The sequence below is a fragment of the Acinetobacter sp. BIGb0102 genome (assembly GCF_003815055.1).
Lineage (GTDB): Bacteria > Pseudomonadota > Gammaproteobacteria > Pseudomonadales > Moraxellaceae > Acinetobacter > Acinetobacter vivianii.
On the sequence record NZ_RKQE01000018.1, the window covers coordinates 95,414 to 119,457 of the forward strand.

At 40.6% G+C, this 24,044-nt stretch carries 19 protein-coding genes; 2 read left to right on the plus strand and 17 right to left on the minus strand.

Features of this window, described 5'->3' with window-relative positions; genetic code table 11:
* The first annotated feature begins 30 nt into the window (after nucleotides 1-30).
* Complete coding sequence (locus EC846_RS17925; RefSeq protein ID WP_123775955.1) at nucleotides 31-1,245, plus strand: aromatic amino acid transaminase; 1,215 nt, start codon at nucleotides 31-33, stop codon at nucleotides 1,243-1,245.
* A gap of 58 nt (nucleotides 1,246-1,303) precedes the next feature.
* Here the strand turns inward: EC846_RS17925 and dld are convergent, their stop codons facing one another.
* The 4 genes from dld to lldP form a co-directional block, all read right to left on the minus strand.
* Nucleotides 1,304-3,010 (minus strand): D-lactate dehydrogenase, encoded by a 1,707-nt coding sequence (gene dld / locus EC846_RS17930; RefSeq protein ID WP_123775956.1) that lies wholly within the window; start codon nucleotides 3,008-3,010, stop codon nucleotides 1,304-1,306.
* A gap of 255 nt (nucleotides 3,011-3,265) precedes the next feature.
* Nucleotides 3,266-4,417, minus strand: coding sequence for an FMN-dependent L-lactate dehydrogenase LldD (lldD, locus tag EC846_RS17940; RefSeq protein WP_123775958.1), 1,152 nt, complete (start codon nucleotides 4,415-4,417; stop codon nucleotides 3,266-3,268).
* Entirely contained in the window at nucleotides 4,414-5,166 is a 753-nt protein-coding gene (lldR, locus tag EC846_RS17945; RefSeq protein ID WP_123775959.1) for a transcriptional regulator LldR, read from the minus strand. Before lldR ends, lldD begins: the two co-directional genes overlap by 4 nt.
* Nucleotides 5,167-5,185: 19 nt before the next feature.
* On the minus strand, nucleotides 5,186-6,853 hold the full coding sequence (gene lldP, locus EC846_RS17950; protein WP_171410052.1) for an L-lactate permease: 1,668 nt from the start codon (nucleotides 6,851-6,853) through the stop codon (nucleotides 5,186-5,188).
* 384 nt (nucleotides 6,854-7,237) lie between these two features.
* Here lldP and EC846_RS17955 point away from each other — a divergent pair, with 384 nt between their 5' ends.
* Nucleotides 7,238-8,608, plus strand: coding sequence for a phosphomannomutase CpsG (locus tag EC846_RS17955; protein WP_123775961.1), 1,371 nt, complete (start codon nucleotides 7,238-7,240; stop codon nucleotides 8,606-8,608).
* Nucleotides 8,609-8,660: 52 nt separating this feature from the next.
* Here the strand turns inward: EC846_RS17955 and galE are convergent, their stop codons facing one another.
* From galE to wecC, 13 genes are all read right to left on the minus strand, one after another.
* Nucleotides 8,661-9,677, minus strand: coding sequence for a UDP-glucose 4-epimerase GalE (galE, locus tag EC846_RS17960; protein WP_123775962.1), 1,017 nt, complete (start codon nucleotides 9,675-9,677; stop codon nucleotides 8,661-8,663).
* Complete coding sequence (gene pgi / locus EC846_RS17965; RefSeq protein WP_171410057.1) at nucleotides 9,670-11,343, minus strand: glucose-6-phosphate isomerase; 1,674 nt, start codon at nucleotides 11,341-11,343, stop codon at nucleotides 9,670-9,672. The genes galE and pgi overlap by 8 nt, the downstream gene beginning before the upstream one ends.
* A gap of 2 nt (nucleotides 11,344-11,345) precedes the next feature.
* Nucleotides 11,346-12,605, minus strand: coding sequence for a nucleotide sugar dehydrogenase (locus EC846_RS17970; protein WP_123775964.1), 1,260 nt, complete (start codon nucleotides 12,603-12,605; stop codon nucleotides 11,346-11,348).
* Nucleotides 12,606-12,625: 20 nt separating this feature from the next.
* Nucleotides 12,626-13,501: a UTP--glucose-1-phosphate uridylyltransferase GalU gene (gene galU / locus EC846_RS17975; protein ID WP_123775965.1), complete on the minus strand. Its 876-nt coding sequence runs from the start codon at nucleotides 13,499-13,501 to the stop codon at nucleotides 12,626-12,628.
* A gap of 12 nt (nucleotides 13,502-13,513) precedes the next feature.
* Nucleotides 13,514-15,388 (minus strand): nucleoside-diphosphate sugar epimerase/dehydratase, encoded by a 1,875-nt coding sequence (locus EC846_RS17980; protein WP_123775966.1) that lies wholly within the window; start codon nucleotides 15,386-15,388, stop codon nucleotides 13,514-13,516.
* Between the two features lie 148 nt (nucleotides 15,389-15,536).
* Entirely contained in the window at nucleotides 15,537-16,706 is a 1,170-nt protein-coding gene (locus tag EC846_RS17985) for a DegT/DnrJ/EryC1/StrS family aminotransferase (protein ID WP_123775967.1), read from the minus strand.
* A 26-nt stretch (nucleotides 16,707-16,732) separates the two neighbouring features.
* Nucleotides 16,733-17,383, minus strand: a complete 651-nt coding sequence (locus EC846_RS17990) for a NeuD/PglB/VioB family sugar acetyltransferase (protein WP_123775968.1) — start codon at nucleotides 17,381-17,383, stop codon at nucleotides 16,733-16,735.
* Entirely contained in the window at nucleotides 17,380-17,991 is a 612-nt protein-coding gene (locus EC846_RS17995; protein ID WP_123775969.1) for a sugar transferase, read from the minus strand. Before EC846_RS17995 ends, EC846_RS17990 begins: the two co-directional genes overlap by 4 nt.
* Nucleotide 17,992: 1 nt before the next feature.
* Complete coding sequence (locus tag EC846_RS18000) at nucleotides 17,993-19,204, minus strand: glycosyltransferase family 4 protein (RefSeq protein ID WP_123775970.1); 1,212 nt, start codon at nucleotides 19,202-19,204, stop codon at nucleotides 17,993-17,995.
* Between the two features lie 15 nt (nucleotides 19,205-19,219).
* On the minus strand, nucleotides 19,220-20,473 hold the full coding sequence (locus EC846_RS18005; RefSeq protein ID WP_123775971.1) for an O-antigen polymerase: 1,254 nt from the start codon (nucleotides 20,471-20,473) through the stop codon (nucleotides 19,220-19,222).
* The gene (locus tag EC846_RS18010; protein ID WP_123775972.1) at nucleotides 20,467-21,561 is read right to left on the minus strand and encodes a glycosyl transferase family 1; all 1,095 of its coding nucleotides are present in this window, start codon (nucleotides 21,559-21,561) and stop codon (nucleotides 20,467-20,469) included. Before EC846_RS18010 ends, EC846_RS18005 begins: the two co-directional genes overlap by 7 nt.
* Nucleotides 21,554-22,777 (minus strand): lipopolysaccharide biosynthesis protein, encoded by a 1,224-nt coding sequence (locus tag EC846_RS18015; RefSeq protein WP_123775973.1) that lies wholly within the window; start codon nucleotides 22,775-22,777, stop codon nucleotides 21,554-21,556. Before EC846_RS18015 ends, EC846_RS18010 begins: the two co-directional genes overlap by 8 nt.
* Before the next feature lie 7 nt (nucleotides 22,778-22,784).
* Complete coding sequence (gene wecC, locus EC846_RS18020) at nucleotides 22,785-24,044, minus strand: UDP-N-acetyl-D-mannosamine dehydrogenase (RefSeq protein WP_123775974.1); 1,260 nt, start codon at nucleotides 24,042-24,044, stop codon at nucleotides 22,785-22,787.

Below are 24,044 nucleotides of genomic sequence, written 5' to 3' on the forward strand. Positions count from 1 at the left end.
TGCACTTTGTTGAAGAAAAGGACATTGTTAATGTTTCAACATATCCCACCTTATGCAGGCGATCCGATCCTTTCATTAATGGAACAGTTTAATGCTGATTCGCGTGCTGAAAAGGTTAACCTTAGTATTGGTTTGTACTATAACGAAGACAGTATCGTTCCTCAGCTTGATACCATTATCGAAGCGCAAAAACGTATTGCTCCTAAAAACACGCAAACCAAGCTTTATTTACCAATGGAAGGTTTCAAGCCTTACCGTGATGCGATTCAAGCGTTATTGTTTGGTGCGAATAGCCCTGCAATTCAACAAGGTCGTGTTGCAACAATTCAAACGCTTGGTGGTTCTGGCGCATTAAAAGTAGGTGCAGACTTCTTAAAAACCTACTTCCCGAATTCAGAAGTTTGGGTAAGCCAGCCAACTTGGGACAACCACGTTGCGATCTTCAATGGTGCAGGCATCAAGAGCAACTTCTACCCGTACTTCGATGCTGAAACGCGTGGCGTTGATTTTGACGGTATGTTGTCTACTTTAAAAACCTTGCCAGAACAAAGCATTGTGTTATTACACCCATGCTGCCATAACCCAACAGGTGCAGACTTGAACCCAGCACAATGGGATCAAGTGATTGTGGTATTAAAAGAACGTAACCTCATTCCATTCCTCGACATCGCGTATCAAGGTTTCGGTGATGGTATGGAACAGGATGCCTATGCAATTCGTGCTTTAGACCAAGCAGGTCTGAACTTTATTGTCAGCAATTCGTTCTCTAAAATCTTCTCACTTTACGGTGAGCGTGTTGGTGGTTTGACGTTCGTATGTGACGATGCTGAAGCAGCAAAATGCACATTCGGGCAATTGAAAGCAACGGTACGTCGTATCTACTCTAGCCCACCAACAACAGGTGCATGGTTGGTTGATGAAGTGTTAAATGATGCTGATCTCAATCAACAATGGCAAGGCGAAGTGAAAGAGATGCGTGAGCGTATTATCAAAATGCGTAGCATCTTGAAAGATGAATTGACTAAAGCCCTTCCTGACCGTGACTTTAGCTACCTTGTGAACCAAAAAGGCATGTTTAGCTACACCGGTTTAACGGCTGAGCAAGTCGATACATTGCGTGAAGAATATGCAATCTACTTGGTACGCAGTGGTCGTATCTGTGTTGCGGGTCTAAACATGAATAACGTGTACAAAGTTGCAAAAGCCGTGGCTGAAGTTTTAGCAAAATCTGCTGCAACAGCTTAAGTTATCACACATAAAAAAGGCGCTTGAAGCGCCTTTTTATTGTCTGTTTTATTTAAAATCAGGACTTGGCTTTACCCCAATATTTCAATTTAGAGGTTTGCCCTATCCCGACATTAAAACAATTATTCGGATCAAGTTTCTGATAGAAATTGGCCAATGCTGGCTTGGCAATATACAGATGGCCGACATTATGCTCGGCTGGATATTCAGCACGGCGTGCATCCAGCAAATGCCACATTTGATGTTCCATCGCTAAAGGATCATTGCCTTTTTTAAGGATATAATCCTGATGAAAAACATGGCAGAAAAAGTGCCCATAATAAAGCTTATGAATAATTTGTTGTTCTATCTCCTCAGGCAGCTGCTCGACCCATTCACGATCATTACGACGTAACGCAATGTCGAGCGCCACAATATCTTCAACCTCATCCCGATGGGTATCACGATAACGAATCGCTGCACCTGCCACCGCAAAACGATGCAAAAAGGCTTTACGTCCTTCCTCAGCATCACAAAGGAAGAAATTGCCCGAGGGATGGACTTTAAAATAATCTTGTAAAAATTGCTCGGTCTGGGCTTTGCAATTATTTTCAACGCGTAACATCAAATGATGCTCATAACGATCGCGATATTCCGTCATTCGTTTGGGTAAATGACTCGGTAACAAGGACGTGATCGCTTGTAAAATATGATCGGTCAGCCCTTTGATTTTAAATCTTTCTAAAAAGCCATCGACCTTATCCTTGAGCGCGAAGGCTTTCGGCACATTGGCTGTGCCAAATTTCTCAATAAACAGAAAGGTATCTTTACCGTATTTTTCGCCAATATGGTAAGCATCACGATGAATATATTCCCCTGCAATCGGCAAGCTTGGCAACGACGTGAGTAAATAACGACGGATCGCGGTTAGGTCATCGGCATCATTTGTGCCAATGTAGAAAACGCTGCTTTCCACCTTCTCATAGGTATCGAGACGCACCGCAAACACGCAGACTTTTCCTGCCGAACCTGAGGCTTCAAACAAACGTGATGGATCAGCATTAAAACGAGCAGGACTATCGGCATCGACTTGTGTGACATCTTGCGCATAACGCTGATCGGATGCCTGCTTTTCAGCATCATCTAAAATATCTTTGGCTTGGTATTGCTGTTGTTCTAAACAGGTAAGGATTTCTTCAGGACTCGAGCCTAAGTTCACTCCCAGATGATTCACCAATTCCAGCTGACCTTGCGCATTAACCTGCGCATATAGCGCCAGCTCCGTATAAGCAGGTCCACGACGTACCAGTGCACCGCCTGAGTTATTACAGACCCCACCCAATACCGAAGCGCCAATGCAGGAAGAACCAATCACCGAATGTGGTTCCCGATCATAGCCTTTCAATAGCTGTTCCAGATTATCCAAAGTCGCCCCAGGCAAACAAATCACTTGTTTACCGTCATGGATCACCTGAATGCCCTTTAAACGACGCGTACTCATCACCAACACAGGACGGTCATAATCATCGCCATAGGGTGTTGAACCACCCGTTAGTCCTGTATTGGCGGCTTGCATAATGACAATACAATCTGCATCAATCGCCGCTTGCAGCACCTGCCACTGTTCCAGCAAGGTACCCGGGATGACCACTGCAAAGACTTTACCTTCACCAAAACGACGGCCTTGCCGATACTGCCGTGTACTTTGATCATCACTCAGTACATGCTGACGTCCAACAATCTGCTGTAAACGATCAATCACCGCTTTGGGAGAAAATGTTTGCATGATGGCTCCTTTCGCATAATTTACTATCAAGAGCTTAGGTCGCTCTTTTTCTAATTGAGAACATCTCATTTTGCTATCGCGATTGGCGGCAAGGATGCCGCCTGTTCCGATGCGGTAGCAGGGAAGTACCGTCATCGGAGTAGAGGATTTTTGGTTACTTTTGATCCTTCAAAAGTGACAAATGCCTCTACCTCAGACATAAGCATGTCACCAAACTTGGCGGCTGTGCCTACTACTAAACTTAGAAAATAATTCTTAAAAACCTTGTTTAATGGCTTGTACCAAACAATCTGCATTAATTTCTTGAATCGACTTGGCACCCGTCAACGTCATTGCCACCCGCATTTCCTTATCAATCAGATCAAGCAAATTCGATACCCCTTGCCCCCCTGCTGCCGCCAGCGCATAAACAAAGGCACGTCCCAATAACACCGTATCCGCACCAAGCGCCAGCATCCGTACCACATCCAGCCCATTACGAATACCTGAATCTGCCAGAATCGCCAGATCACCCTTCACTGCATCAGCAATCGCAGGCAAAGCTCGCGCAGAAGACATCACGCCATCCAGTTGACGCCCCCCATGATTGGAGACCACGATGCCATCTGCACCAAAGCGCACTGCATCCTTAGCATCTTCAGGATCAAGAATCCCCTTAATCACCATCGGGCCATCCCAGAACTCACGAATCCACTCCAGATCTTTCCAAGAAATTGACGGATCAAAGTTAGAACCTAACCAGCCGATATAATCCTCAAGCCCTGTCGGTTTGCCCAGATATTTCGAGATATTGCCCAAATCATGTGGACGGCCACACATGCCAACATTCCATGCCCAATGTGGATGCAACATCGACTGCATATAACGACGCATCGCCGCATTTGGGCCACTCATCCCTGAATGCGCATCACGATAACGCGCCCCTGGCACAGGCATATCCACGGTAAATACCAGTGTCGAACACCCTGCCGCTTTGGCACGTTCCAAAGCATTGCGCATAAAGCCACGGTCACGCAAAACATAAAGCTGGAACCACATTGGGCGATTAATGGCAGGTGCCACTTCTTCGATTGGACAGACCGAAACCGTCGACAAGGTAAATGGAATGCCTTTTTTATCCGCTGCCACTGCCGCCTGAACTTCACCGCGACGCGCATACATACCTGTTAAACCTACAGGTGCCAAAGCCACAGGCATCGATAAGGTTTCATTAAACAGCTTGGTCTCCAAACTGAGTGCCGACATATCGTTCAGCACCCGTTGACGCAAGGCAATTTCAGAAAGGTCCTGTACATTGCGTTTTAAGGTATATTCCGAGTAGGCACCACCGTCGATATAGTGAAATAAAAATGGCGGTAAACGACGTTGTGCCGCAGCACGATAATCATTGCCAGAAGAAATAATCATTTTGAGTCAACTCTTGTTAAACGTGTTGCACGTTTCTGGCGAGCTTCATCTTCGTCCAGCGCACGTACATGATTAATCACAAATTCAATATGACCACACACCGCTTGGCGCGCAGCCTCCGGATCTTTACGATCAATCGCATCCATCACCTGAAAATGCTGCTCACTGAGCAAATCACCATTAACAGGATCGTTATAAACTTTCTTGCGTCCCAGTAAGACGTTGTATTGCAACAAGTCAAACAAGCCGCGCATCATCTGGATCAACACAATATTGTGTGAGGCCTCAGCAATCGCCAGATGAAATTCTGCATCTGCAACCGCGGCCTGAGACGAATCCCCTGCATTTTGATGGCGGCTAATCTCATCAAAATAATGATGGATTTTGGCGCGATCTTCAGACGTTGAACGCAATGCTGCATACCATGCTGTTCCACCTTCCAGTAATAACCGAGCTTCTTGCACATCAAAACGGTACAGCGGATCTTCTTCAATCAAGTTACTAATCGGATTCACAATCAACTGTTGTGACCATTGTTCTGGCAATTGCTGGATATAAGTCCCATCACCACGGCGGCTACTGAGCACGCCCTGACTGTTCAACTGCTGGATCGCTTCACGTAAGGACGGACGAGACACTCCCAAGCTAGTTGCAAGCTGACGCTCGGCTGGCAAACGATCACCTTGTTTCATCTGACGCTGCTCAATGAGCGCCTGTAATTTCATGACCACTTGATCGGAGATTCTCATCACATTTCCTTGATTAGCGTTATGGAATCATCCACGGCACCAGATAAGCCTGAACCGTGACGATGATGCCAACAAAGATAGTAAATATGATGCTATGTTTTACCGTGAAACGGAACAAGTCTGACTCTTTTCCAACGAGACCTACCGCTGCACAGGCAATCGCAATCGATTGTGGTGAAATCATCTTGCCCGTTACGCCGCCACTGGTATTGGCAGCTACCAGCAATACTTCTGGAATCCCAATTTGCTGGGCTGTGGTCGCTTGTAAAGCCGAGAACAAGGCATTTGATGACGTATCTGAACCCGTCAGGAATACACCCAGCCAACCCAAGAATGGCGAGAAGAAAGTAAAAGCATGACCTGTGTGTGATAACGCTAGAGCCAGAGTCGCAGAAAGACCTGAATAATTGGCAATAAAAGCAAAAGCCAACACCATCCCAATAGAATAAATTGGCGTTTTTAATTCATTCAATGTTTCGCCAAAGGTGGTGACCGCCTCACGCGTTTGCATTTTCAGGAACATGATGGTAATGATAGCCGCAATAAAAATCGCTGTACCTGTGGCAGAGAACCAGTCAAATTTATAGATCGCTTCATAAGCTGTGGTTTCAGGCACGATCGGCGCCATTTTTTCTACCAGCTTATGCAGATACGGCACTTCAATTTTAAAAATCCAGTCCGCCAATGCCCCATCTTTGGCAAACAAAGCCTTAAAGGGTTGAATACTCCAGATGGTCACCATCACGGTTAAGATCATAAACGGAGACCATGCTTTGGCAATCTGCGCAATGCTATAGCGTTGTGGCGTATGCTCTGCTGAGCTTGTATCTTGTGGCTCTACACCCTCAAAACGGAAAATATGCTTTGGTTTCCAGACGCGGAATAACAAGGTGAGACTGACCAATGAGGCAATCGCGGCAGTAATATCAGGCAGTTCTGGCCCCAGAAAATTCGAGGTCAGGTATTGTGCAATGGCGAAGGCACTCCCGCCAACCAGTACTGCAGGCCAAGTTTCTTTCACTCCACGCCAGCCATCCATGATCGCCATGATCCAGAACAGCACGATGATAGTTAGAAAAGGTAACTGGCGCCCCACCATCTGGCTGATTTCCATGGTATCCACACCAGATACCTGCCCTGCCACAATAATCGGGATCCCCATCGCCCCAAAGGCCACAGGGGCAGTATTCACAATCAAACAAAGACCAGCGGCATAAAGCGGTTTAAAACCTAGTCCGACTAATAAGGCAGCGGTAATCGCAACTGGCGCACCAAAACCTGCCGCACCTTCAAGGAAGGTACCAAAAGCGAAACCCACCAGCAGCATTTGCAGACGTTGATCTTCAGTAATCGACAAAATACTGGAGCGAATGACATCAAACTGCCCTGTTTTCACTGAAATTTTATATAGAAAAACGGCACCGATAATAATCCACGAAATTGGCCATAAACCGTAAATAAAACCATAAACTACTGAAGCAAATGCCATTTCAGCGGGCATTTGATAGAAGAATAAAGCAATCAGCATGGCAATAATCACGGTACAGGTTCCCGCAACACTGCCTTTTAAACGAAATACAGCCAAAGCTAAAAAGAAGAAAACAATCGGAATCAGCGCAACCGCACTGGATAGCCAGATATTATTTAAAGGGTCATAAATTTGTTGCCACACATTTAGCATTCTCATCTCCTTGAAATGCTGGGCGTCATTTTGTTTTCACTTCGATATTTAACGAATCTTCCCAATATTGGTATGACCAATATTTAATAAATAAGCAAATCCCACCCATTTGCAATCTTTACGCATCTTAATTATATGAATTATCAGGATCAACCCCACTGTAACGACAATAATTGGTATGACCAATAATAATTAAACTAAATCAACCCTTTTCTATCAATCTTCTTATTTCACATTCGACTAAAGTCTTATGAAAGGATTGTCTTTACAGCAACTCTACGAAGTTGAACTCAACCGTAATCACTCGATAAAGAACTATAAATATGACTTCTTGGCGATATCTGTATAATGTGTTCACAACTCAAATCACATCACTATGAATTGAACAATATGACTCAACTGACTTGTTTTAAAGCCTATGATATTCGCGGCAAACTCGGCACAGAACTGAATGAAGAGATTGCTTATAACATTGGTCGTGCCTATGGACAGATCTATCAACCTAAAACTGTAGTGATTGGTTGTGATATCCGTTTAAGTAGCGAAGGCTTAAAACAGGCAACCATTCGTGGTTTGAATGATGCAGGCATCAATGTGCTTGATTTGGGTATGACAGGCACAGAAGAAGTCTATTTCGCAGCCTTCCATTTAGATGTGCAAGGCGGTATTGAAGTGACAGCCAGCCACAATCCAATGGATTACAACGGCATGAAATTAGTGCGTGAAAATGCTCGTCCTATCAGTGCGGAAACAGGCTTAAAAGAAATTCAGGCACTAGCGGAATCAGGGCAATTCACTGAAGTTGCGAATAAAGGTACCACCCAAAACTATAATATTTTACCTGAGTTTATCGAGCATCTGCTCACCTATATCGATCCACAAAAAATTCGTCCACTCAAACTGGTGGTCAATGCAGGTAATGGTGCAGCAGGTCATGTGATTGATGCCATTGAACAAAAATTCCAGCAACTCAACATCCCTGTGGAATTTATTAAAATTCATCATGAAGCTGATGGCAACTTCCCAAATGGTATTCCTAACCCAATTTTAATTGAAAACCGCGACAGTACCCGTGATGCAGTACTGCAACATCAAGCCGATATGGGCATTGCCTGGGATGGTGATTTTGACCGTTGCTTCCTGTTCGATGAAAAAGGTCAGTTTATTGAGGGCTATTACATCGTCGGTTTATTGGCACAAGCCTTCCTGATCAAACAATCAGGTGAGAAAATCGTGCATGACCCACGTCTGGTCTGGAATACCTTTGATATCGTCGATCAATATCAAGGCATTGCGGTACAGTCAAAATCAGGACATGCCTTCATTAAAGATGTGATGCGTGAACACAATGCAGTTTACGGCGGTGAAATGAGCGCCCATCATTATTTCCGCGATTTTGCCTATTGTGACAGCGGTATGATTCCGTGGTTACTCACCATTGCATTGCTTTCAGAAACAGGACAATCGCTTTCAACACTGGTTGAAAACATGATTGCCAAATTCCCGTGCAGTGGCGAGATCAACTTTAAAGTGGCTGATACTCAAACCACAGTGCAAAAAATCTTTGATCATTATGCTGACCAGAATCCTCAGGTAGACCGCACTGATGGTGTTAGCCTCGATTTTGGTGCTTGGCGCCTGAATGTACGTGCATCAAATACTGAGCCATTATTGCGCTTAAATATCGAAAGCCGTGCAGACAAAAATCCGCAACCGATGCAGCATTATGTTGATGAATTAACAGCTTTGATTCAGGGCTAATTTAGTCCCAATAAAAAAGGAGCTTCATGCTCCTTTTTTATTACCACCAGATTCAGTTAAAACCATTTGGGTTTTGCTTTTGCCAGTTCCAGCTATCTGCCAGCATATCTTCCAAAGTATATTGGGGTTGCCAGCCCAGCTCAGCTTTAACTCGCGAAGCATCTGCATAAAATGCGGCTAAATCTCCAGCTCTCCGCTCCGCAAATTCTGTCGGAATCTTAATCCCATTCACTTTCTCAAAGGTTTCTTTAATTTGTAGAACTGAAATTGGAGCTCCGGTTCCAATATTCCAAGCTCGGCAACCTTTATTGTTGAGACGATTGGAAACAGCCAGCACATGAGCTTTCGCCAAATCAACCACATGAATAAAATCCCGCTCACAAGTGCCGTCTTTGGTTGGATAGTCATTGCCAAAAATAGACAGTTTTTCACGACGTCCTACCGCTACTTGTGTGACATAGGGCATTAAATTATTGGGAATACCCTGAGGATCTTCTCCAATCTGCCCACTTTTATGTGCACCGACTGGATTAAAATAACGTAGCAAGGCAATCGACCATCTTGAGTCTGCCAGCGCCATCTTTTCTAGCATCTGTTCAATAATCAGTTTGGTATAACCATAATTATTATTTGGCAAACTTAGAGACATATCTTCTTGATAAGGTGAAGGATTTAACTCACCATATACCGTTGCAGATGAACTAAATGCTAAGCTAAAAACACCCGCTTTTTCCATCGATTTGAAGAGTTGTATACTCCCCGCAATATTATGTTCAAAATAGGCCAAGGGGATTTGCTGACTTTCACCCACTGCTTTTAAGCCTGCAAAATGGATCACCGCATCAATCTGGAATTTTTGAAAGACCTGATCTAGATCCTGCTCATGGCGAATATCACCCTTTACAAAAATCAGGCTTTTATTTGCCAGTTTTTCGACACGGCGCAAAGCTTCTTCCGAACTATTGGACAAATTATCAAATGCGATAACTTCATGACCTGCATCCAGCAATTCTAAACAGGTATGCGAACCAATATAGCCCGCACCACCTGTGACTAAAATCTTAGCCATCGGTCTTTCCTAACAATATTTTCAGCAAACCTTGGGTTGATGCATCAAATGAAGATAAATCTTCTTGCTCACGATTTAAAATCGGTAACAGCTGATTGGCAATTTCTTTACCTTTTTCAACGCCCCATTGATCGAAGGGGTTGATATTCCAGAGTACAGATTGCACAAATACCTTATGCTCATACATTGCAATCAACATCCCTAAACTATAAGGGTTGAGTTCTTTAAGTAAAATGGTTGAGCTCGGTTGATTACCTTCATATTGCTTATATACAGGTAAAGCTTCAAGTTCGTCAGCGGCTAAAGCCTGATTTCCAAACGCCAGTAAACGTGATTGAGCCAGACAGTTAGACAAAGCAAGATGATGTTGCTCGACCAGTGCCTCTGCGCTTTCTGCATAGGTAAACTGATTTGCGTTATAACGTTTTACTGGGGCAATAAAATCACAGCTGACCGAGTGCGTGCCTTGATGTAACAGCTGATAGAAGGCATGCTGGGCATTCGGTCCCACTTCCCCCCAAACAATTGGGCAGGTGGCTGAATTGACCTTTTCCCCATTGCGTTGAATGGACTTACCATTCGACTCCATTTCAAGCTGCTGTAAATAAGCTGCGAAATACTTGAGACGCCCATCATAAGGCAATACCGCATGGGTTTGGATATCGAGAAAATTATTATTCCACGCCCCTAACAGCCCCATCAATACAGGGATATTCTGTTCAAATGAAGCCGTCTGGAAATGGTGATCGATGGCATATGCCCCTGCCAACAGTTGTTTAAACCCTTCAACACCTATCGTTAACGCAATCGGTAAACCAATACATGACCACAGTGAATAGCGGCCACCGACCCAATCCCAAAGCAAAAGCTGCTTATCAGGTGCAATCCCCCATTCCGTCATTTTTTCTGGTTTAGTCGAGACCCCAACAAAGTGATTCTTTAGAATCTTTTCGTTGCTTCCTAACGCTTTTTCTAACCATTGTCGTACAGTTTGAGCATTCGAAAGTGTATCGATGGTACCAAACGACTTGGAAGAAATAATAAATAAGGTGGTTTCAGGGCGAAGCTGATGTAACAATTCAGAGAGCTGACTGCCATCCATGGTTGAAACAAAGTGAATATCTAAAGGCTTTGCCGTTTTGACTTTAAAGTCTGAAAGGGCGTGCGTGACCATGAGTGGGCCTAGATCAGATCCACCGACTCCGATATTCACCACATCCTGAATCACTTCACCCGTTGCACCACGGCATTGGCCAGCATGAATTTTTTCAACCAGTGCATACATTTGCTCCAGTTGACCTTGAACGGCTTGATTGACCTCTGGCAGCTTTGGACTTGATTTAGGCAGACGTAAGGCCCAATGCATCGCAGCCCGATGTTCGGTGTAGTTAATCTGCTCACATGAGAATAGTCGTTTAATCCACCCATTTAGATCCTGAGCATGAGCCAAATCCACCAATTGATTTAACACCTGTTGATCAATACGATGTTTACTAAAATCTAAAACGATCTGATCATATTCGACTGAAAAATGCTTGAAGCGAGTAGGATCCTCTGCAAATAAAGCATTTAGATGAAGCGCCTTAAACTGCTTTTGTAAAACAGCCAGCTCCTCCAAAACAGAGGACTGTGCTTTAACAGCGAAAGGATGAATCTGCTTAGTCATCATTAACGTCCCACTCCCATATAAGCAAAACCTTGGGCTTTTACATAGTGTGGGTCATAAATATTTCGACCGTCTAAAATCAAGGGATGTTCCATTAATTGTGTTAATTGTTTGAAATCCGGACTCCAGTATTGTTTCCAAGCCGTTAAAACGCATAAGCCATGCACATTTTTAACAGCATCATATTGATCATGATGCAAAATCAAATCACTACGCTGCCCATACATTATTTCAATTTCATCTAAGGCCTGTGGATCATGCAGATGAACGGTTACACCTTGAGCCCATAAAGCGGCAAGCATTTGATGAATTGGAGATTGTTGAATACTTGAGGTATTTTCTTTAAAAGATGCACCCCAGATCGCAACGGATTTAGCTTGTAAATCACCGTGGTAATAATTCCAGAACTTGCGAAACAGGATTTCTTTTTGCTGTTCATTAATATCCCAAACTTGGGCAAGTAACTGACTTTTCACCCCAGTATTGGCAACAGTATTGGCAAGGGTCAAAATATCATGCGAGAAGTTTTCCCCGCCAAAACCAGCACCAGGTGCCAGATACGCCGAGCCGATACGACTGTCTGCGGACATGCCCTGCCGCACTGAGGCAATATCAATACCCAACTTTTCCGCCACTACTGCCAAATCATTGATATAACTAATGCGTGTCGCCAACATGCCCGAAATACTCAGCTTGGTAAATTCGGCATCCAGAATCGGCATAAATAGATATTGTTGCTCTAAGGGAAAGAAAGGTCTTAATAACTCTTTGACCTTCACCTGTACTTCGGTTCGTGTACAGCCCACAATCAATTGTTTTGCCTGAGTTAAGCTCTGTAAGGCGTTTCCTTCCTGCATGGTATCAGGCAAATAAGCCCAATCATCATCACAAAGGATCTGTTGAAATTTCTCTGTGCCACGCAAACCAAAAGTGGATGCATTAATCATCAATTTCGGATGAATAATTGGACGTTGTTTCAAAGAGTGTAACAGTTGAAAGACTTGCTGCTCTTGCGTTTGGTTAAAACTAAATAGATAAGCATCAATATCTAAAGGTATACCCGCTAAATCACTATAATGCAGAAAACCACTGCTCAGTTGTTTCTGCAATAAATGACTGACGTTTTCATCATGGAAGGCATATTGTTGATCATCTATTTCTCTATTAAGCTGTGAACACCAATACACCAAATGACCAGATTCAGACAATAATGCAGACATAACGCCTGCATATAAAGTATTACCAAAGATCGCGACTTTCATAAAATACTTGCCCTAAATGATTAGAGGGCCAATTCCTTGATTAAGCCCTTAAATTCTGCGCCCAGTTTTGGATGCTCAACACCATAATGTAACACAGCTTTCAGATAACCAAGTTTGCTACCGCAATCGAAGGTCTGCCCTTTCATACGATATGCTTCAACGGCCTGTGCTTGCTGTAAAGTCGCAATCGCATCCGTCAGCTGAATTTCATTTCCAGCGCCACGCGGTGTATTTTCCAAAAGATCCATAATTTGTGCGGGTAAAATGTAACGACCAACCACAGATAGATTTGAAGGTGCTGTTCCCACGGCAGGTTTTTCAACAATGCCTTGCATAACAATACTTTCACCTTCATTCGGTGATACAGCAACGTCTACAATCCCATATTGATCAACCAAGTGGTCAGGTACTGCTTCTACCATAATTTGCGCAGCTTGAGATGCTTCAAAACGCTGAATCATCAATGACAAATCATTTTCAGCACTTTGGTTTTTGACCAGCACATCGGGTAATAACACCGCAAAGGCTTCATCGCCGACAATATCTTTTGCGCAGAGTACCGCATGACCAAGGCCTAATGGCTGTGGTTGACGTACACTCACCACGCTGACATGTTTTGGCAGAATATCTGTGATTTCTTTGAGTAAATCGAATTTCTTTTTTTGCTCTAACGTCGTTTCCAGCTCAAAATTACGATCAAAATAGTTTTCAATCGATGCTTTTGATGAGTGGGTGACCAAAATGATTTGCTCAATTCCCGCTTCTACAGCTTCACACACCACATATTCAATCGCAGGACGATCAACAACAGTCACCATTTCCTTTGGAATAGATTTACTTGCGGGTAAGAAACGTGTACCTAAACCTGCTACAGGTAAAATTGCTTTTTTGATCATTGCTTTCTCAGATTAGTTAACTCGAACTTCATCACTACGTTTATAGCCATCAACATAATGCTCAAGCTGTGTTAAAGCCCAGTCAACATCATGATCGATTGCTGTCATTTGATTGATTTTACCAAATACACACTGAATTTCTTCTAAGGGAAAATGTTTTTCAAACGAACGTAAGATACGGGTATGTTCAGTATATTCGGTATTGTCCTGATCAATCAGCAATTCTTCATACAGTTTTTCACCTGGACGCAAACCACTATAGGCAATTTCAATATCACCATCCAGTGAACCGCTTTCTCTCACTTTCAAACCACTGAGTTTGATCATTTGACGAGCAAGATCCTGAATTCTGACGGGATCACCCATATCGAGCAAGAATACATCGCCCCCAGTGCCCAATGCACCCGCTTGAATGACAAGCTGTGATGCTTCAGGGATGGTCATAAAGTAACGGGTCACCTCAGGATGAGTCACTGTAATCGGACCACCTTTTGCAATCTGTTGCTTAAAGAGTGGAACAACCGAACCAGAAGATCCCAAGACATTACCAAAACGAACAATACTGATTTGCGTATCAGGTTTGGTTTCAGCGACCGCCTGACAATAGAGCTCAGCCATACGTTTTGATGCACCCATCACATTGGTTGGTCGCACCGCCTTATCTGTTGAGATCAAAACAAAGGTTTCAACGCCTTTTTTCACGGCGGCATTCAAACTATTCGCAGTACCAATCGCATTGTTTTTTAAGCCAGCGATAGGATTACACTCAACCAGAGGGACATGCTTATAAGCTGCGGCATGATAAACCGTCTGAATATGATATTGTTCAATAATACGTTCAAGTTTTTGCTGATCTTGTACCGTTCCCAAAATCGGAACAATTTCACAAGTTGCTGTTTGTCTTAACTCTTTATCAATATCGTATAAAGCGAATTCTGTTAGCTCATAAATGACTAACATCTTAGGCTTATTCTTAATAATTTGACGGCACAGTTCAGAACCAATTGAACCGCCAGCACCTGTCACCATGACCACTTTATTCTGGATATTTTTGGCAATCAGATGTGAAATAGGTGGAACTGGATCACGACCCAATAAATCAATAATATCAACTTCCTGGATATCCGAAACTTGGATTTCGCCATCCACTAAACGGGTTAGACCAGGTAATTCTGTAATTTTTAAACGTGCGATTTCAAATTGCTGGATAATTTCAGCCTTACGCACCCGTCCAACAGAAGGAAGTGCCAGTAGAATTTCATCAATACGGTCTTTTTTAAAGCGCTGTAACGCTTTTTCAACCGAATAAACTTTTAAACCACCAACAGTTTGGCCTTGTAAAGAAGTATAGTCATCAATAAAGAATACTGGTAAATGGTCATCTGAACGATGTAATGCCGCTGCGATTTGCTGCCCTGCATCACCCGCTCCATAAATTGCGATTCGTTTACGACCAATCTCAGAATAAAAAGAAGCTTTGATAATAAAACGAATCACTGCACGACTGAGCCATACCCAGGCAAACATCATAAATCCATACATAAATGGAATCGACATTGGGATATAGGCTGGCGTAATCACATTAAGGATGTACAAGGTTGCCATGGTCAATGCCACGGAAATCGCCAATTTAACAATAAAGACTTCGTTAAATGTGCGTACAATAAAATGATAAACGCCTGTAAGTGCCAGACTCAGAACCGTAATAAAACTGACCAGCATGATTCCATGAGGAATACCAGGAATAACATCTGCACCTAAGTCAAATAAACGGATCACATAGCATAACCATAAAATTATAGGGAAAGCTAGAGCATCCAAAAGAACAAGGAAAATTTGCTTAAAAAGCCTTGGTGCTGAGGCGAATTGATGAATAATCTTTTTCACAATGATCTTCTAATCATTCCATTTTACAGTTTGATCTTTATACGCATTTCTGACAGAACTAGAAATGACTTTTACATATTGATTACACAATCATAAGGAGAAGCATTTGAAAGATTATTGCACTCTTCTCCTTACTTTTTTAACCTTATTAAATTGCGCGTATTACCTTGTCAATTGCACTAATTGTTTTATCAATGCTCTCTGTGCTCAGTGTTGGATGCACCAAGAACATGAGACTTGTCTCACCGAGTTGCTGTGCATTTTGCAAACGTTGTTCTGGACGCCATGGCGTTCCATCAAATGCATGCTCCAGATAGACTTCTGAACACGAACCGCTAAAGCAAGGCACATCTTGTGCATTGATCTCTTGCATGATTCGATCACGCGACCAGCCCTCTGGTAATGCAGGTAAATTGACCTGTACATAACATTTATAATGCGCATGTACATAATCATTTGAAGGTAAGTGAACGGTAAAGTAAGGAGAACCTTCAAAAGCCTTTAAGATTTTCTCTGCATTTTCAGTACGTTTTTGTGTCCATTCGGTCATACGTGTTAACTGAATACGACCAATCACTGCCTGCATTTCCATCATACGCCAGTTTGTACCAAAGGAATCATGCAACCATCGGAAACCTGGCAGATGTTGCTTGTTATAAACACTATCATAGCTTTTACCATGATCTTTATAAGACCACATTTTCTTCCACAGCATTTCATCATTGGTGGTGACCATACCACCTTCCCCACCCGTGCTCATGATCTTATCCTGACAGAAAGACCAAGCAGCAATATGTCCAATTGAACCTGCAGGTTTGCCTTTGTATTTTGCACCATGCGCTTGTGCACAGTCCTCAATGACAGATAAACCCTTTTCTTGAGCAAGCTGCATAATTGGGTCCATATCACACATCCAGCCCGCCAGATGTACACAAATAATCGCTTTCGTGTTTGGTGTCAGTACGGCTTCAATGGTACGACGTGAAATGTTCTGGGAATCCAGTTCTACATCGGCGAATACAGGATTGGCGCCTGCCGTCACAATTGAGCTGGCTGAAGCCAAAAAAGTACGCGAGGTCACGATGACATCATCACCCGGACCAATGCCCAAAGCCTTTAAAGCGACATCCAGCGCAACGGTACCATTGGTTAAAGCCACTGCATATTGAGTACCGGCAAATGTTGCAAATTCTTTTTCGAACTCACGGCACTCTTGCCCTGTCCAGTAATTTACTTTATTTGAAAGTAATATATTTTTAACTGCGTCTGCTTCTTCTTGCGTAAAACTTGGCCATGGTTCAAATGCAGTATTTAACATTATGATTTCCTAATAAAAAATATGTCTTACTTTCTTTCTAAAATTCTTGCAGGGTTACCGACTACAGTGACGCCTGCAGGTACACTTTTGGTCACGACTGCACCCATACCCACAACGGCACCCTTACCAATCACCAATGGCTGATCTGGTGTTCCCTGCTTGATCACAGCACCCGTCCCAATATAAGCATGGTCTTCGATATGGATATTACCGTTACATTTGACACCCGGTGCAAAGGTCACGTAGTCGCCAATCACACAGTCATGAGCAACGTAACTGTAGATATTAGCGTGGAAAAACTTGCCAATTTTAATATTTGAAGTTAGGCAGGTGAATGGACAAAGTAAGCTTCCTTCGCCCATCTCTACTTCATCCAAAATTACGGTATTGGCGGCTTGAACAGCTAGGTGTTGGATTTTATCTTCATTTAAACGTGCAACTAGTTTTTCTCGCACAGCACTATTTGCGATCGCAATCGTTACAGCTTTATGCGTGGCTGAGTTATTAATGAAATCTGTATAAGTTAAAACAGAATAACCATTTAGGCTTACACCCGCCTGACCGTCATCAATAAAAACAAATTGTTCTTTTTTCAAAGTAGGAAATTTTTGACGGACTAATGGCATGACCTCTTTGCCAAAACCGCTTGCACCGTAAATACCAATAAATTCTGTCATTTATCTAAATCCTTATTGTTTGTACCTGTAAATTTACTCATGGTCGCCTCTCCAGCTTCGCTGATATCATCTTTGGCAATGACTTTCTTTACCGTCTGCAGCATGATCTTAAAATCTAACCACAGCGAACGGTTTTCTACATACCAGGTATCCAGTTTAAACTTCTGTTCCCAGCTAATCGCATTGCGGCCATTGACCTGAGCATGTCCAGTCATACCCGGACGAACTTCATGCCGTCTTGCCTGTTCTTTATTATACAGCGGCAAGTACTCCATCAATAATGGACGTGGGCCTACAATACTCATATCACCTTTAATCACATTCCAGAGTTCAGGCATTTCATCCAGACTGGTCGAACGTAACATCTTGCCAAAAGGCGTTAAACGCTCACTATCCGGTAATGGGTTGCCCTGCTCATCGATTGCATCTTTCATGGTACGAAACTTAATCATTTCGAAAGGCTTACCATGTAAACCTGGACGGACTTGGCGGAATAACACGGGTGAACCCAGATTCTTTTTTACTTTATAAGCGACATAGGCGTATAAAGGTGAAAGCAGAATCAGGGCAATAGAGGCAATCACAACGTCCAGTAAGCGTTTCAGCATATTATGCTCCTGTTACCCAGTCAGAAAATTTTTGAGAAAGAATGCTACGATTAAATTGTTCTGTAGCAACTTGCTGGCTATTTTTACCCATTTCCAATAATTGTTCACGGTGATCCGCAGCTTGCTCTAGCGCATCAGCAAAAGCTTGAGGATTTTCAGGCGGTACAGCAAAACCACATTGTTTATTGGTAATCAAGTCTGCCAACCAACCTGGATAGTTATTTAAAACAGGTAAGCCTGCTGAAATATAGTCAAAAAACTTATTGGGTGAGGTTCCATAATAAAAGGCAGGGACATTAGCTAAAATTTGTAAACCAATATCGGCACTGGCCATAAGCCCTGCCAACTTTTCTTTATTAACCGGATTGTGAAAAATAATATTATCGAGTTGCAATTCAGTTGCACGCTCTACCAACGCCTGCTTCTGCATACCATCACCAACCAGAACCAACTTAATATCTGTTCTTTGGCGTTTCTTTAACTCAACTGCTGCATCTAGCACAGCATTGAGTCCATTGGCTAAGCCATGCGTCCCGGTAAAAATTGCCATGAGATCCGTTTCTTTGACACCCTCTGGTCGCCAAGGCTGATGTTCAGAAGCAAAAATATCAAGATCACAGCCATTTGGAATAGACGCAACTTTTTCAGGCGCGATTCCCCGTTTAATTATACCATCTACAATACCTGGAGACAGACCAACCAAGCGATCAGCTGAATGATAAGAGGTCCACTCAAGTACAGACATCATCCATAATACAACTGGATTTTTAATTACGCCCATCGCCTTAGGGAGTTCTGGCCATAAGTCTCGCACTTCAAAAACAAAAGGTTTCCGTCGTAACCACTTGGCAAAAATTCCCGGAATCCCTGCTGTTAATGGTGTCGTTGTTGCGAATACAACATCGTATTGTTCAGTTAAAGCAACTTTAATTGATTTAAAGGCAAAACTTAAAAAAATTAAAATGCGTTTAAGGAAAGATAGACTATTTGAGTATGGCAGCTCAAATTCAATAATATCGATTCCATCAACCACACCTCGTCGCATGCCTTTATTAAATGGCTGAGTTAAACCGGTTTGACCTGCACCAAAAGAACCACAAACCATTGTTACCTGATGGCCATTACGGATTAGTGATTGTGCCATGGCATAGGAGCGAATGCCTGCTGACCCTTTAGGTGTTGAAAAATGCTGGTGGAAATATAAAATTCTCATATACTAGCTCCATTTTCAAAACAATCTAATTTTTCTAATATTAACAAGAAAAAAAACTAGAAATATATTCATTATTAAAATCAGGAAAGCATTATAGATACTCCCTCTCGCAATAAAAATACAACTATACAAAAATATAGGCACGATAAACCAATAAATTAGTCCACCTTTTTCACGTATAATTTTTTCAATAAAAATCAAGAAAGAAAAAAATAAAGTGAAAATTAATGAAGAAATATATAAGCCATTTGCATATAAATTGCCATACATTGTAGGATGCAAAGTAGGATTTGCTAAGACTGCACTATCACCATAATAAGCACGATACATAGTATTCGTAAAATCATCAGGCTTAAGTCCTAAATTAAAAACATCAAAAAAGAAAACTATACGTCTATAGGTCTGGAAGTTACCAAACCCATATCTTTCAACCAAATAGTTATAATTTTGAATAAAATAATAAAATGAATTCCTCAAAGAGAACTCACTATCCTCACTCATAATTTTATCTATTATATTTCCAACCATAACATCAAATTTAATATCTGAGACATTATTAAGCTCACCCAAATATCTTATCTGCTGAAGTGCAAAAAACAAAAATAAAAATAAAATACCGAACAAAAATGAACTAAAAACTTTTCTCTTCCAAACTAAATAATAAAAACCAAAAATCATAAGTACAGGCACAATAAAACCTCTACTTCGAATTATAATAATATAGAGAACAACTAGAGCAATAGAAAGTAAAAATACTTTTCTATATTTTAGATACCAGCTTAAAAACACTACCCCAGAAGAGACAATAAAAAGGTAGGAAGAAATTACAAAAGCAAAATTCCCCCCCTCTAATTCATTCTTTGTAGCCCAGCTATAAGATAAAATATTACCACCAGTTGCTACATAAACACCATAAATTAAAAAAACCAAAGATATTAACTGAATAACAAAAAATGTTTTTATTGTCTTATAATTATAATCATTACCAGAAATAGAAATAACATTATTATTTAACTTTACAAATCGATAAATAAAAAAAGCACAGAAAAAAAGATTAAAATTTACATATAATGCAAATAAGTTGGCATCTCTTATGATATGGTTACTATATATATAATTTCCATAAAAAACATCAAAGAATGCGGGGAAATAGTACAAAACTCCTAACACCACCGGTATAAAAACCAATACGCTTCTTTTTAGGTAGAATAAACTAAAGAGACAAAAAAGTGATATAAATGAAATTATATAAATTATTATATCTAACATTTTTCAACTACCTGCATAAAAATAGAATCATAAGAAGCCCAATAAAAACTTTTTGACTCTCTCTCCTTCATTCCCTTTAGCAATTTAGTTATAGCTAATTTTAATGATTCAGAATCACGACCATCATCATCCAGACAAACAAAGTTTTTATATCCTTCAGTTGCTTCTACAAGCGTAGGATTATTTCCAACAATAAGTGGAACACCCAATGACATTGCATGATATAAACGATTAGCATCACAAAAAATCTGGTTCAATGAGTTTTGTTTATATAAAACAATCGTAAAGCAGCATTTTTTTAAAACACGATTAATTTGCTCGATACTGAGATAACCAGCAAAGTATATATTTTTTGGATCTAAGTTATGCTTTTCTATATAATTAGAGTCTATTTTACCGGCATGAAATACCTTATAACCACACGCTATCGCAGCTTTTATAACCTCTTGACCATATCGATTATCTTGCAAACTATTCTGCAAGTAGATAAATTTTTCATTTTCTGAAAGCCAGTCTTCACCTGCTTGATCAAGAAAAGCTTCTTCATAAACTACTTTTTCTGGATAGTTACTAATAATGTAACTATAAATAGCATTGGCCCCTAATTTATTTTCTAAATACTTTTGTCTTGGCTCATTAGCATGGATAATGATATCTGCCTTTAAATAAGCTTTTTTAAAAAAATACATTAAAAGCTTATTTTTCATAAACCAGCTTGGCGGAAGTTCATGATGATCCCAAATGACTATAGTCGAAGGCTTCATAATCTTTATTAAATAGACAATACCAAACATTATTGGGTCACAAACCCATATTTTTTTATAATTTTTACCTAAAAGAAAAAACAAAAAATTAATATAAAACTGGAGAATCCCAATAATTTGCAGAAATATATTTTGTGTTGCAGCTCCACCTAGAATATTAATATCATATATTTTACATCCTAACTGTTCTTGTGTCATATTACAATTTTTAGCCACAAAAACATCTACTTGTGCCCCATACTTTTTTAAAGACCTTATTTCTTTGAGTACTCTTTGATCTGTTTTTAAGCTTTGTGTTTTCAACACCATCAATACATCATTCATCTTTAAATCCTTTAATAGCACCTATCAATAAAAAATAGTGTATTAGGTACATGAAAAAATTTGCTATAGAATATATACATAAACTCACAACAAAGGAGTTTTGCATATTAAAAATTAAAGGAGTAAATACAGATAAAAACACCAAAATAAGTCTAGTAAGATCCCATATTAATTGCTTCTTCTCCCCCCCCACCAACAATAAAATTTGAGAAAAAGGTGTAAAAGCGACTTGGCCCACTAAAAAAGGGATTAGCATATAAATATACTTATAAACACCTATCCACTGTGACCCAAATATAAAGCTCTCCATATATTCCAAGAAAAAGGCACATAAAAAGAATAAAACCAAGCTTATAGAGAAAAATATAAAACTAATTTTATTCATTTTATTTATAAGTAAAAACTTATCTTCTTCAATAATTTTTTTAAAATCACCTAGCAAAGCTATAGACACAGATTGTGATATCATAGTCACGGGAGCACTTAATATCTTTTGCACGAAAAAGAATTTACCCACCATAACTGGATCATAGTATTTTAAAGTTAAAATAGGATATATATTCAAACCTAATATATTAAAAAAATTTGCTGTTAAAGCATATTTTATATAATTAATCTTTTCCCTTACAAAATTCAAAGCCATTTTTAAGTTAATTTTAAAATAATCTTTTTTAGCAAGATACATTAAACCCAAAAATCGCCCTAACACTTCCCCGAGAAATAAACCGCCTTTTACTGTACTTAGAATTACCTGAAAAAAAATAGAAATAATACTACGACTGATTCTAGCCTTATTGACTAGAGACATTTCATTTCTTCTAACATTTAATATATTAATAGTATTAAACAAACTAAAAGTTATAGCTGCAAAGACAATAAAGAAAATCCAAAATAAATCTTTAAAATATAATTGACTATTAACAATATAGAGAGAAAAACCTGCAATCAAACATAAAGGGATTAGTGTTAGATAAACAATATTAATGATAATATTAAGTTTATAAACTATTCCTTCATCTTGCTCTTTAGGTAACAGAGTCTCTAACCTCAATGTTACAAAAGCAACTAAAATAGAAGATATTGAAAAATATACCCCAAAAAGAGAAAAGTCTTCTGGAGAGTAAAGCCTTGATAATAAAGGAATACTAGCAGCAGTGATTAACTGTGCTAGTACTACTCCACTGCCAAATTTAACAGCTTTTTTTAAAAAACTCATATGAGATTTATTTAACTAAACCCTTTGTATCAATTAAATACTTACTATTAGCCGATAAAGTATTTTTGAAGTCTTTATGATCAACCAAAATTAAATGGATATCCGCTTTATCCTTATCCTCTAATTGGATAAGTTGAACATTTGATGGTAAGTTCACAGGTAACTCATCAATATTTGGCTCAATAGCTAAAATATTTAACCCTTGTTCTGCTAACTGTTTAGTAATTTCTAACGCTGGACTTTCACGCAGGTCATCGATATCCGGTTTAAATGCCAAACCGTAACAAGCGACCGTAACGTCCTGAATTGTTTTAGCTGGATTCGCCTGTAAAAACTCAGCAATCTTGATCTTGACCTGATCAATCACCCATTCAGGTTTTGCATCATTCACTTCTCGTGCAGTACGGATTAAACGTGCTTGCTCAGGCGTTTTAGCAACGATAAACCACGGATCAACAGCGATACAATGCCCACCTACACCTGGACCTGGTTGTAAAATATTCACACGCGGGTGACGATTAGCCAGTGCAATCAATTCCCACACATTGATATCTAACTTGTCACAAATAATTGAAAGTTCATTTGCAAAGGCAATATTGACATCACGGAACGAGTTCTCCGTCAATTTACACATTTCTGCTGTACGGGCATTAGTTTCAATACACTCACCTTTTACAAAGGTTTTGTACAGTTCACAGGCAGCTTTTGAACAACGTGGTGTCATCCCGCCAATAATACGGTCATTACTGATCAGCTCTTGCAAGACTTTTCCTGGCAATACACGCTCAGGACAATGGGCAACTAAAATATCTGCCTGCTCGCCATGCGTTTGAGGAAAGGTTAAATCTGAACGCGCCTCAGCAAGCCAAGCCGACATCTGCTCAGTCGCTTCTACAGGAGAGGTTGATTCTAAAATCACTAAGTTACCAGGCTTTAAAAAAGGTGCTAAAGCTTTTGCTGCGGCTTCGATATATTTCAAATCCGGTTGATAATCATCTTTAAACGGAGTAGGAACCGCAACAATATAAGCATCAGCTTCAGTAGGTGTTAATTGAGCTGACAATTTGCCCTGAGCAACGACGTCACGAACCAAAGCATCTAAATCTGGTTCAACAATATGAACCTTCCCTTGATTAATCATGTCTACAGCATGCTGATTTACATCTACACCTGTAACCCGTACACCATGTGCAGCAAATGTAGCCGCAGTTGGTAAACCAATATAGCCAAGACCAATCACACAAATATGCTTAAATGAGTTACTCAT